Genomic DNA, 11,987 nt, shown 5'->3' on the forward strand with positions numbered 1-11,987 from the left:
CATATGGATCGGCGGGTCCGCGTCAATCGCTATCTGTGAAGCGTCCGGCGCAGGTCAGGCAGCGCAATATTGCGCAAAGTGGGTGCTTCGACCGGGCCGCCCTGCCCTGCCCCGTCATGGCGAGCCCCGCAGGGGTGTGGCCATCCAGGGGCCGGTGCGAGCGGCCCTGAATGGCCACGGGGCTCCGCGCCTCGCCATGACGCTGTGAGGCAGGAGCAGTGCCTACGCCGCCGCAGTCTCGATCGTGGCGCAGATCTCGCCGACTAGGCTCTCGATCAGCGCCGCGTCCTCGCCTTCCGCCATCACCCGGATCACCGGCTCGGTGCCGGATTTGCGGATCAGCAGGCGGCCGTCCTTGCCCAGCCTTGCCTCGGCCGCGGCGATCGCATCCTTCACCAGCGCCTGCTCCAGCGGGGACGGCGCCCCCGGCACCGGCTTGAAGCGGACGCTGCGCAGCCGCTGCGGCAGCGGCTCGAACACCCGGAACACCTCGCTGGACGGCCGGCCGGCCTGCTGGATTACCGCCAGCACCTGCAGCGCCGCGATCAGCCCGTCGCCGGTGGTGGCGTAGTCGCTCATGACGATGTGGCCGGACTGCTCGCCGCCGAGATTGAGGCCTCGCTCGCGCATCGTCTCGACCACGTAGCGGTCGCCGACTGCGGTGCGGATCAGGCCGAGGCCGATCCCGCCCAGGAACCGCTCCATGCCGAGATTCGACATCACCGTCGCCGCCACCGCCGGCTGCGCCAGCCGGCCGCCGCTGTGCCAGTCGCGCGCGATCATCGCCATCAGCTGGTCGCCGTCGATCTGGCGGCCGGTCTCGTCGGCCATGATCAGCCGGTCGGCGTCGCCGTCCAGGGACAGGCCGAGATGGGCGCCGTGCGCCACCACCGCCTGCTGCATCACATCGGTCGCGGTGGCGCCGCAGCCCTTGTTGATGTTGAGGCCGTCCGGCGACACGCCGATGGTCACGACCTCGGCCCCCAGCTCCCACAGCACCGCGGGGGCGACCTTGTAGGCGGCGCCGTTGGCGCAGTCGACCACGACCTTGAGCCCGTCGAGCCGCAGCCCCTTGGGGAAGGTGTTCTTGGCATATTCGATATAGCGGCCGGAGGCATCGTCCAGCCGCCGGGCGCGGCCGAGCCGGGCCGGCGGCGCCAGCTGGTCGTCGGCCGGCTGGGCGATGCGGTCCTCGATCTCGCGCTCGACCTCGTCCGACAGCTTGTAGCCGTCCGGGCCGAACAGTTTGATGCCGTTGTCCTCGAACGGGTTGTGCGAGGCCGAGATCATCACGCCGAGATCGGCGCGCAGCGACCGGGTCAGCATGGCGATGGCCGGGGTCGGGATCGGGCCGACCAGGGTGACGTCCATGCCGGCGCCGATGAAGCCCGCGGTCAGCGCCGGCTCCAGCAGATAGCCGGACAGGCGGGTGTCCTTGCCGATCACCACCAGGTGGCGATGATCGCCGCGCCGGAACTGCGCCGCCGCCGCCGTCGCCACCTTCAGCGCCGTCTCAGCCGTCATCGGCTCGACATTCGCGCGACCGCGGATGCCGTCGGTCCCGAACAGCTTGCGCGTCATTGAGCCCGCATCTCTTACACTCGTTGCGTCCTGCGCCGTCGCCACATGCCGACAGGGCAGGAGAACGGCGTAGCGCGATGTGGCACATCGGGCAAGCCGTTCGACGCACCATATCGGCATGTGGCGACGGCCCGAAGGGTCGCCTTGCGGCGGCCGCCTGCGGGCGCGGGCCGCTCGACCGTAGTGCCCGCTACGCTCTTCGCGTCCCGCCCCCGCATCCGACTCGCCGCAAGGCGACGCAGGGCGCAAGGAGTGTAAGAGATGCGGGCTATTCCCCTGCCTCCGACTCGATCCCCACCTGCAGCGCCGACCACACGGCCAGCGCCTGCCGCGTCTCCGCGACGTCATGAACCCGTAAAATCTGCACCCCCTGAGCCACGCCGTACAGCCCCGCGGCGATCGACCCCGGCGCCCGGGCCTTCGGCTCGGCCGCACCCGAGATGGTGCCGATGAAGCGCTTGCGCGACACGCCGAGCAGCACGGCGCAGCCGAGCCCGTGCAGCAGCGAGAGGCCGCGCAGCAGCGGCAGGTTGTGGGTCAGCGACTTCTTGCCGAAGCCGATGCCGGGATCGGCCGCGATGCGCCCGGCCGGGATGCCGGCGGCGTCGCAGGCGGCGACCCGCTCCTCCAGCCAGTCGAACACGTCGAGCAGGACATCCTCATAGGCCGGATTCCGCTGCATCGTCTGCGGCTCGCCCTGGATGTGCATCAGCACCACCGGGCAGCCGGCGCGGGCGACCACGCCCAGGCTGGCGGGATCGCCGGTCAGGCCGGTGACGTCGTTGACGATCCGGGCGCCGGCGGCCAGGGCCGCCTGCATCACCGCGGCATGGCGGGTGTCGATCGACACGGTCAGGCCGCGATTCGCCAGTTCGCGGATCACCGGCTGGATCCGGGCGATCTCCTCCTCCGGCGACACCGGGGCGGAGCCGGGCCGGGTCGATTCGCCGCCGATGTCGAGGATTTCCGCCCCCGCCTCTGCCAGGGCCAGCCCATGCGCGACCGCGCGGCCGGACTCGGCGAAATCGCCGCCGTCGGAGAAGCTGTCCGGGGTGACGTTGACGATGCCCATCAGCCGCGGCCGGTCGAGGGCGATGCCGCCGAAATCCGGCCGCGGCCGGCTGAGCCGGTCGAGCCGGTCGTCGACCGCGGCGGCGAGGCCGTGGCGCCCGGCCCAGCGCCGCAGCGTGGCGAGGTCGGCGATGGCCCGGACGCAACTCGACGCGTTTTCATGTTGCCTCTCCCGCGGGGCGGGAGAGGTCGGAAATCCGGAGGATTTCCGGGTGAGGGCTGGCACAGGCGGTGACGCCCTCCCCTCACCCGGAGCCGCTGGCGCGGCTCCGACCTCTCCCGCAAGCGGGAGAGGCAACGCATCTGCTCGCTGCATCGGATGCCGCAGGATCAGCTCGACCCGATCGAAGGACAGCGGCCCGCCGGCCAGCGGCAGCGCGCCGGGCGCGGCGTCGGTGAGGCCCAGCGGACGCAGATACAGCCGCACCCCGGGTTCGGCAGCCCGGGGCGCGAAATCGTCGGAGAGGGAAACGGCACGGGCCGCGTCTCGACGCGGCCCGTGGTCAGCCTGAGTCGTCACCCGGTCAGGTTCCCGGCTGCGGCTCCGGATCCATGCCCTTGGCGCCGCCGGAGGGCACCGAGGTCCGCTTGCCGCTGGTCGGGCGCTTCGGCGGCGGCGGCTCGTCGTTCGGCTCCGGCCGCACGATCGGTTCGCCGCGCAGCAGCCCCTGGACCTCCTCGCCCGTCAGCGTCTCGTATTCGAGCAGGGCGTTGGCGATCAGGTGCAGCTGGTCGAGATGCTCGGTCAGGATCGTCCGGGCCTTGCTCTCGGCCTCGTCGATCAGGCGCCGCATCTCCTCATCGATCAGGCGGGCCGTCTCCTCCGAGACGTTCTGCTGCTGGGCGACCGAGTGGCCGAGGAAGATCTCCTGCTCATTGGCGCTGTAGCGCAGCCGGCCGAGCTTCTGGGACATGCCGAACTCGGTCACCATCGCCCGCGCCATCCGCGTCGCCTGCTGGATGTCGTTCGAGGCGCCGGTGGTCACGTGCTCCGCCCCGAAGATCAGCTCCTCCGCGATGCGGCCGCCGAACATCATGGCCAGGCGCGATTCCATCTCGACCTTGGACCAGTTGGTGCGGTCGCGCTCCGGCAGGCTCATGGTCACGCCCAGCGCGCGGCCGCGCGGGATGATCGTGACCTTGTGCAGCGGGTCGTGCTCCGGCACGTAGAGGCCGACCAGGGCGTGCCCCGCCTCGTGGAAGGCGGTCAGCTTCTTGTCCTTCTCGGTCATCACCATGGAGCGCCGCTCGGCGCCCATCATGACCTTGTCCTTGGCCTCCTCGAACTCGGCGTGCGAGACCACGCGCTTGCCGCGCCGGGCCGCCAGCAGCGCCGCCTCGTTGACCAGGTTGGCGAGGTCGGCGCCGGAGAAGCCGGGGGTGCCGCGCGCGATGGTCTTGGCGTCGACGTCCGGCGCCAGCGGCACCTTGCGCATATGGACCTTGAGGATCTTCTCGCGGCCGACGATGTCCGGGTTCGGCACCACCACCTGGCGGTCGAAGCGGCCGGGGCGCAGCAGCGCCGGGTCCAGCACGTCCGGGCGGTTGGTGGCGGCGATCAGGATCACGCCTTCATTCGCCTCGAAGCCGTCCATCTCGACCAGCAGCTGGTTCAGCGTCTGCTCGCGCTCGTCGTTGCCGCCGCCCAGGCCGGCGCCGCGATGGCGGCCGACCGCGTCGATCTCGTCGATGAAGATGATGCAGGGGGCGTTCTTCTTGCCCTGCTCGAACATGTCGCGGACGCGCGAGGCGCCGACGCCGACGAACATCTCGACGAAGTCCGAGCCGGAGATGGTGAAGAACGGCACGTTCGCCTCGCCCGCCACCGCGCGCGCGGTCAGGGTCTTGCCGGTGCCCGGCGGGCCGACCAGCAGCACGCCCTTCGGGATCTTGCCGCCCAGGCGCTGGAACTTCTGCGGGTCCTTCAGGAACTCGACGATCTCCTCGAGCTCCTGCTTCGCCTCGTCGATGCCGGCGACGTCGTCGAAGGTGACGCGGCCGGTGCGCTCGGTCAGCAGCCGGGCGCGGCTCTTGCCGAAGCCCATGGCCTTGCCGCCGCCGGACTGCATCTGGCGCATGAAGAAGATCCAGACGCCGATCAGCAGCAGCATCGGCAGCCACGACATCAGCGTGGTCAGCAGCAGGTTCGGCCCCTCGGGCGCCGCGGCCTGCACGCGGACGCCGGCCTCGGTCATCCGGTTGACGATGTCGGTGCCGTCCGGCGAATAGGTCTGGAAGCTCTGGCCGTTGGTGTAGTGGCCGGAGATGGTGTTGCCCTGAATCCGGGCATCGGCGATCTGCTTGTCCTCGACCGCCTTCACCAGCTCGCTATAGGCCAGCTCACCCTGCGAGCTGCGCCCGCCGGAGGTCTGAAACAGGTTGAACAGCGCCAGGAGGAGCAGGCCGATGATGATCCAGAGCGCAAAGTTCTTGCCGAAATTGTTCACGGACGGTCGCCTCATGTCCCGCGCATACCGCTTGCGCGGCACCACGGCGTCGTGGGTCCCCGGACCGCTCCGGGGGCTCGGTAGTAGATAATATAGCGCCGCGCCTAAACAACCGGGAATCCATTCGGAAAGAGCGGCCGCAGCGGCTCGAAGCGCAGAAAAAGGCCGGTTTCCGCCGCGGTGCCGAGGCGCGGCGGCCGCAGGACGTGGCCGGCGCGCCACAGTGCCGGCAGCACCGCGGCCGCGTCGAAGGGCAGGCCTTCGGCCCTCCCTTCCCCGGCCGCGGCGTCTCCCCAGCCAGCGATCCGATCGCCCGGCCGGGCATCGGCGGGAATTTCGATACGGAAGCGGCCGTCCCAGAGCAAGGATATGCCGGGGGCCGGATCGGCGATCTCCGGCAGGCCGCGGCGCTCACGGAACACCAGCAGCCGGTCGCCGGCGGCGCGCAGGCGGCAGCGGCCCAGGGTGCGGCCTGAGGTGCGACCCAGCAGCGCACCATCGCGCAGCGCCTGGGCCAACCGCTCCAGCGCGTCGAAGCGAGCCTCCGCGCCGCCACCGATGCAGGCGGTCACGGAATCGAGCAGGCGCCGCGCGATCTCCGGATCCGCATCCCGCAGGGCCGGCAGGTCGACCGCGGCATAGCCGGCGGGGTCGAGCGCCACGGCGCGGCGCCCCAGCTCGGCGGTGATCCGCTCCAGCGCGGCCCGGGCCAGGCCGGCGCGGCGTGCCAGGTCCCACAGCCGGTCGTCGGTCAGCCCCTCCGCCGCCAGCACCTCGCGGGCGGCGCGCAGCCGGGCCCGGGCATAGCGGCTGCGGCGGTTGGACGGGTCGTCGACCGGGACCACGCCGAATCCGGCGCAGGTGGCGACGAGGCGGGCCTTCGGCAGGTCCAGCAGCGGCCGCAGCAGCCGGCCCCAGGGCGCCGGGCGCCAGACGGCCATGCCGGCCAGCCCGTCGACGCCGGTGCCCTTGGCCAGGCGCAGCAGCACCGTCTCGGCCTGGTCCTCGCGGTGATGGGCGACCAGCAGGTCGCGGATGCCGGCCTCGCGGCAGGCCTGCTCCAGCAGGGCGTAACGGGCGCGGCGCGCCTCGTCCTGCGAGGCCCGTGCGGGCGCATCGCTCCAGGTCAGGATGCGGTGGGGAATGTCGTGCCGGGCCAGGGAAGCGCCGACGGCGGCGGCTTCGGCGGTCGAGTCCGGGCGCAGCCGGTGGTCGACGGTCAGGGCCAGGATCTGGCCGCCTCTCTGCCGGCCCCAGCGTGCGGCGAGAAGGCAGAGCGCCATGCTGTCGGGTCCTCCGGAGACGGCGACGGCAAGGCGGAGAGGCCGGTCGAACGGGCCGAGGCGGTCGAGTCGCGCGGCGAATTCCTCATCCGAGACGGGCTCGGGAGCGACCGGATTGGTCATGCATCAGCAGCGCAGCAGCGCCTGCTGGTCCTTGGCGCGGCGCAGCATCTGCGCCGGGGCATCGGGGTAGTCCGCCACCAGCCTGGCGAAGGCATCGCAGGCGGAGGCGTCCTGGCGGGCGGCGACCAGGGACTGGCCCAGCCGCATCAGCGCGTCGGGCGCCTTGGGGCCGCGCGGATCCATCGACCAGGCGGCGTTGAAGGCGGAGGCCGCCTCGCCCGGGCGGCCCTTCGCCAGCAGGGATTCGCCGAGCCAGTACTGGGCGTTGCCGGCCAGGCCGCCGCCGGGATCGGCGGCGACGACCTGGCTGAAGCCGGCGATGGCGCCGTCATAGTCGCCCTGGTTGTACAGGCCCTGGGCCTGATTGTACCAGCCGGTGACGTCGCCCGGCGCCGCGGCGAAGCCGGTGGGTTGCGGCTCGGCGGAGGCGAAGCCCGGAACCGCCGGCGCCGCCAGGCCCGGATCGGCCGCCCCCATCTCCTGCGGCGCGCCCAGGCTGTCGCCCTGGCTATCGTAGCCCGGGGCCAGCGGCCCGGCGTCGGAGCGCTTCGGGGGCACCAGCGGCGTCGGGGCGAAGGGCTGCGGCGTCCGCGGCGCGGCCGGGGCGCTGCCCTGGGCCGGCGGCTTCTTGGCCGGGGCCGGAGCCGGCGCGGCATTGGCGCCACCACCACCGCCCTCGAGCTCGTTCAGCCGGAACTCGATATCGGCCAGGGCCCGTTGCAGCCGGTCCTGAAGCTGCTGGTTCTGGTACTGCAGCTGCTCGACCTGGCCGGTGAGCTGCGAGATCTGCTGCTCCAGCGTGCTGACCCGGACCTCGAGCTGGGCCTCATAGCTCTGCGCCCGGCCGGGGCCGGACGGGGCCAGGGCCGCGACGGCGAGCGCCACGGCCGCGAAAACACTCCATCGCCTCTGCGAAGCCGGCATGTCGCCTCCACCTCCTTGGTTGGGGCATGGGTTCGGCCTTGGCCGCGGGACCGATCCTGGACCGATCCCGGCGGCGAAAATAAGACGCGCCGGGCACGGCAGCAACGGCGAGGCCGCTGCCGCCGTCCGGCGCGCAAATCGTCCATCCGGCGGCGGGCGGCACCGCGAGGGTGCCGGCCCGCCGTCCCGGCGGGATCAGTTGACGACGGTGACCGCCCGGCGGTTCTGCGCCCAGGCCGACTCGTCGTTGCCCGGCACCGCCGGACGCTCCTTGCCGTAGCTGATCGTCGAGATCCGCGACGGGGCCACGCCGTTGGCGATCAGGTAGTTGCGCACCGAATTGGCGCGCCGGTCGCCGAGGGCGAGATTGTATTCGCGCGTGCCGCGCTCGTCGGCGTGGCCTTCGACGGTCACGGCGACGTTCTGGTACTGCTGTAGCCAGCCGCTCTGCTTGGTCAGCGTGGCCTGGGCCTCCGGGCTCAGGTCGAAGGCGTCGAAGGCGAAGAAGACGCGGTCGCCGATGTTCTGCGCCAGATCCTGCTGCGAGCCGGGGACAGCGGTGCCGGCGGTGCCGAGGCCGCCCTGGCCGGCCGTGCCGGCGGCGTTCTGGCTGGAGCTGCAGGCGGTGGCCAGCAGCAGAGCCCCCATGAGGGACACAATCTTGAGACGCATGGTTTTTTGCCCCTGACGTGGATCCGACTTTACGATTCGGAAATCGGTTGGAGGGAAAAGCAGGTTACCGCCCGCTCCGCAAGGTATTTCTCGCATTATTTCTGCCGTTCCCAGTGATTTAGTTACGGCAGCAGCGGCGACCAGGCCGGGTCGGACGCGTCGAAGGGCGTCGGCACCGCGGCGCTGACCCGGCCGGTGATGTCGACCGTGACCAGCTTGCTGCCGCCCCCGCCGCTGGCCGTGTACATCAGCACGCGGCCGTTCGGCGCCCAGGTCGGGCCTTCGGCCAGGAAGCCGGAGGCCAGGTCGCGCTCGCCGGTCCCGTCCGGCCGCATCACGCCGATCGAGAACTGGCCGCCCGACAGCTTGGTGAAGGCGATCAGGTCGCCGCGCGGCGACCACACCGGGGTGGCGTAGCGGCCCTGGCCGAAGCTGAGCCGGCGCACGCCCGACCCGTCGGCGTTCATGATGTAGATCTGCTGGCTGCCGCCACGGTCGCTCTCGAACACGATCTGCGACCCGTCCTTCGAATAGGAAGGCGAGGTCTCGATCGACGGGTCCGAGGTCAGGCGCTGCGCCGAGCGGGTGCGCAGGTCCATGACGTAGATGTCGGTGTTGCCGTTCTGCGCCATGCTGAAGATCACCCGGTTGCCGTCCGGGCTGAAGCGCGGCGAGAAGGTCATGTTCGGGAAGTCGCCGAGCGATTCCTGCCGGCCGCTGCCGATGTCGAGCAGATACACCCGCGGCTTGTTGTTCACATAGGCCATGTAGGTGATCTGCTGGGTGCTGGGCGAGAAGCGCGGGGTCAGCACCAGCTGCGAGCCGTCGGTCAGGAACTGATGGTTCGCCCCGTCCTGGTCCATGATCGCCAGGCGCTTGACCCGGTTGGTCTGCGGCCCGGTCTCCGAGACATAGACGACGCGGGTGTCGAAATAGCCGTCCTCGCCGGTCACGGCGCGATAGATCTCATCCGCGATCTTGTGGGCGACGCGGCGCATCAGGCTGCTGTCGCCGGTCAGGGTCAGGCCGGTAAGCTGCTGCTCGGCCGCCACATCCCAGAGACGGAAGTCGACGTCGAAGCGGCCGTCGCCGCGCGGCCGAACCTGGCCGGTGACCAGCGCCTGGGCCGCCAGCACCTTCCAGTCGGCGAAGCGCGGGCCCTGCTGCAGCGAGGCCGCGTCCTGGGTGAAGGCGCGCGGGTCGATCGGCGCGAACAGGCCCGAGCGCTGCAGATCCGCCGTGATGATCTGGCTGATCTGGCTGCCGACCGCATCGCCCGGGAAGTCGGTGATCGCGATCGGCATCGGCTGGGTGACGCCCTGGTTGATGTCGATCCGGATCTCGGCCTGCGCCGGAGCCGGCGCCAGGGCGAGGGATGCGACCGCAGCCAGGGCGGCCAGCGTGGTCAGGAGGAAGCCTCGTTTCATTCTCTGCACCTCGGTTCCTGGCTGGTCAGAAGAAGTCTTTCGGGTCGAAATACAGGACGAACGCATCGTTCGGCCAGCCACCGCTCGGCATCGGCCAGGGCTGGCAGGCCGGGTTCGCGACGGCGCGGCGCGCCGCATTCCCCCAGGCCCGATCGCCGCCATCGTCCTCGATGGTGACGTCCTGCGGCCGGATGGTGCCGTCGGGCTGGACCTGGGCGACGCGGATCTTCACGACCGGCTTGTTCAAGGCGGCCGTGTCGATGTTCCAGCACTGCTTGACCGTGTCGCGGATGGCCCCTTCGTCGCCACGCGACAGCCGGGTCTCGCGACCGCTCTGCCCCGTCGCCCGCTGCTGGCGGTTCGACTGCCGGCTGGACTGGCGCCCGCCCGCCTGGCCATCCAGAAGCCCCGCGATCTGGTCGCTCTCCTGCTGCTGGGCCGGCGCGGTCGACCGCGTCGGCGTGGCCGACTGCTGCGTCGGCGCCGGCGGCGGCGCCTTCGGGCGCGAGCCTGGACGCGGCGCCTCGGTCGGCGAGATCGCCATCGGGTCGGCCTGCGCCGTCTCGGCCGGCGGAGTCGGCGGGGACGGAGTCGGGGTCGGCTCGGCCTGCGGCTTGCCGGATGGCGGGTTCGGCCGCTGCGGCGGCGGAGGCGGCGGCGGCTGCGTCGTCGGCGGGGGCGGCGGCGGAGGACGCGTCGCGTCGGGCGACGGCGCCTGCACCGGCGGAGGCGGCGGCGCGGGCGGCGGCGGCGTCGGGGTCGGCGGCGTCGGCAGCTCCGGCGCCTGCGGCGTGGCCCTGGGCGTCGGCGGGGTCGGCGGCGGAGGCGGCGGCGAAGCCGGCTCGGGCTCCGGCGCCGGCCGCGCCTGCGGCGTCGGCTCGGACTGGCGCGGCTGCGGCAGCTGCGCCACCTTCGGCGGCTCCGGCCGCTGCGCCGGCGGCTTCGGCGCCGGCGGGGATTTCGCCGCGGCCGGCGGCGGCGGCGCGTCGGCGTCGCCGGTGGCCTCGGGGGCCGGCGGCCGCTCCGGCGCGATCTCGCCGGTCGCGCCTTCGCCGACCGCATCGGCGCTGACGATCTCCACCGGCACGACCGCGATGGCCGGCGCGTCGCGCCGGAACAGCGGCAGCCCGAACATCAGCACGATCAGCAGGATCGCGTGAAGGGCCAGGGAGATGATGAGACTGGGACGCATGGGGCTCGGTCAGCGCCTCGGGGCCGGGGTGGAGCTTGCACCAGCCGGCGCCGCGGCGGCGGCCTGGCCCTTCGGCGTCTCGGAGATCAGCGCCACGCGGGTGAAGCCGGCGGCGGTGATGGCGCCCATCACCTGCATGATCCGGCCATAGGCCAGCGCCTGGTCGCCGAACACGAAGATCCGGGTCTCGTTCGGGCCGCCCGCATTGCCGGCCGCCGAGGCCTGGGCCTTGGCGATCGCGGTCAGCATCGGCACCAGCTCCTCCGTCGCCACCTGCTTCTTCTGCACGTAGATCTGGCCCTGGGCGTCGATGGTGACCTGGAGCGGCTCTTCCTTGGTCGGGATGTTCTGGGCCCGGGTCTGCGGCAGGTCGACCGGCACGCCGACGGTCAGCAGCGGCGCCGTGACCATGAACACGATCAGCAGCACCAGCATGACGTCGACGAAGGGCGTGACGTTGATGTCCGAATTGGGGCGCAGGGTGCGGCGTCCGCCGCGCCCGCGGCCGGTGGCGTGGGAGAGCGAGACACCCATCAGCTGCGGTCCTCGAGATAGCGCGACAGGATCGCGCCGAATTCGCCGGCGAAGTTCTCTAGCCGCTCGGCATACTTGTTCAGGTCGTTCGAGAACTTGTTGTAGGCGGTGGTGGCCGGGATGGCGGCGAACAGGCCGATGGCGGTGGCGAACAGCGCCTCGGCGATGCCCGGCGCCACCACGGCGAGGCTGGTGTCGGCCTGGGCGGCGATCGACTGGAACGAGTTCATGATGCCCCAGACCGTGCCGAACAGGCCGACGAAGGGCGCGGTCGACCCGACCGAGGCCAGCACGGTCATGCCGCGCTCGACCCGGCCGAGCTCGCGCGTCATGGTCACCTGCATCACCCGGTCGATGCGCTGCTGCAGCCCGGCGCGCATGCTGCCGGAGGCGCCGAGGCCGCGATCGGCGGCGATGCGCCATTCCTTCATCCCGGCGGAGAAGGTGGCGGCCATCGGGTCGGGCGGGTTGGCGCCGACCTGGTCGTAGAGGTCGTCGAGCGAGCCGCCGGACCAGAACGCATCCTCGAAGGCGTCGGCCTGGCGGTTCAGCCGCCGGACCCGCACCCACTTCTCGAAGATGATCGCCCAGCACCAGACGGATGCCGCCAGCAGCAGCAGCATCACGAATTTGACGATCACGTCGGCCTGCAGGAACAAGCCCCACATGGTCATGTTGTGCACGGCACCCTGCCCGACCGCCTGGGCGGTTTCGATCACCGACTGCTCCATAC

10 protein-coding genes are annotated in these 11,987 nt (G+C 71.7%); all 10 read right to left on the bottom strand.

Annotated elements, in window-relative coordinates; all coding sequences use genetic code 11:
• Positions 1-222 precede the first annotated feature (222 nt).
• A complete protein-coding gene (gene glmM / locus G537_RS0117570) occupies positions 223-1,581 on the bottom strand; it encodes a phosphoglucosamine mutase (protein ID WP_026871236.1) in 1,359 nt (452 codons plus the stop codon).
• A 268-nt stretch (positions 1,582-1,849) separates the two neighbouring features.
• Positions 1,850-2,878, bottom strand: coding sequence for a dihydropteroate synthase (folP, locus tag G537_RS38505; RefSeq protein ID WP_064742163.1), 1,029 nt, complete (start codon positions 2,876-2,878; stop codon positions 1,850-1,852).
• Between the two features lie 298 nt (positions 2,879-3,176).
• The gene (ftsH, locus tag G537_RS0117580; protein WP_051248562.1) at positions 3,177-5,114 is read right to left on the bottom strand and encodes an ATP-dependent zinc metalloprotease FtsH; all 1,938 of its coding nucleotides are present in this window, start codon (positions 5,112-5,114) and stop codon (positions 3,177-3,179) included.
• Positions 5,115-5,203: 89 nt separating this feature from the next.
• The gene (tilS, locus tag G537_RS38510) at positions 5,204-6,505 is read right to left on the bottom strand and encodes a tRNA lysidine(34) synthetase TilS (RefSeq protein ID WP_081688876.1); all 1,302 of its coding nucleotides are present in this window, start codon (positions 6,503-6,505) and stop codon (positions 5,204-5,206) included.
• 3 nt (positions 6,506-6,508) lie between these two features.
• Positions 6,509-7,390, bottom strand: coding sequence for a tol-pal system protein YbgF (gene ybgF / locus G537_RS0117590; protein WP_026871239.1), 882 nt, complete (start codon positions 7,388-7,390; stop codon positions 6,509-6,511).
• A gap of 234 nt (positions 7,391-7,624) precedes the next feature.
• Positions 7,625-8,101 carry a peptidoglycan-associated lipoprotein Pal gene (gene pal / locus G537_RS0117595; RefSeq protein WP_026871240.1) on the bottom strand — a complete coding sequence of 159 codons (477 nt, stop codon included), beginning with the start codon at positions 8,099-8,101 and terminating at the stop codon, positions 7,625-7,627.
• A 122-nt stretch (positions 8,102-8,223) separates the two neighbouring features.
• The gene (tolB, locus tag G537_RS0117600) at positions 8,224-9,537 is read right to left on the bottom strand and encodes a Tol-Pal system beta propeller repeat protein TolB (protein WP_211230417.1); all 1,314 of its coding nucleotides are present in this window, start codon (positions 9,535-9,537) and stop codon (positions 8,224-8,226) included.
• A gap of 16 nt (positions 9,538-9,553) precedes the next feature.
• Positions 9,554-10,720 (bottom strand): cell envelope integrity TolA family protein, encoded by a 1,167-nt coding sequence (locus tag G537_RS43695; RefSeq protein WP_155888643.1) that lies wholly within the window; start codon positions 10,718-10,720, stop codon positions 9,554-9,556.
• Between the two features lie 9 nt (positions 10,721-10,729).
• A complete protein-coding gene (tolR, locus tag G537_RS0117615; RefSeq protein WP_026871243.1) occupies positions 10,730-11,254 on the bottom strand; it encodes a protein TolR in 525 nt (174 codons plus the stop codon).
• Positions 11,254-11,985 (bottom strand): protein TolQ, encoded by a 732-nt coding sequence (tolQ, locus tag G537_RS0117620; protein WP_034852063.1) that lies wholly within the window; start codon positions 11,983-11,985, stop codon positions 11,254-11,256. The genes tolR and tolQ overlap by 1 nt, the downstream gene beginning before the upstream one ends.
• Positions 11,986-11,987: the final 2 nt, after the last annotated feature.

Source organism: Inquilinus limosus DSM 16000 (assembly GCF_000423185.1).
Classification (GTDB): Bacteria; Pseudomonadota; Alphaproteobacteria; order DSM-16000; family Inquilinaceae; genus Inquilinus; species Inquilinus limosus.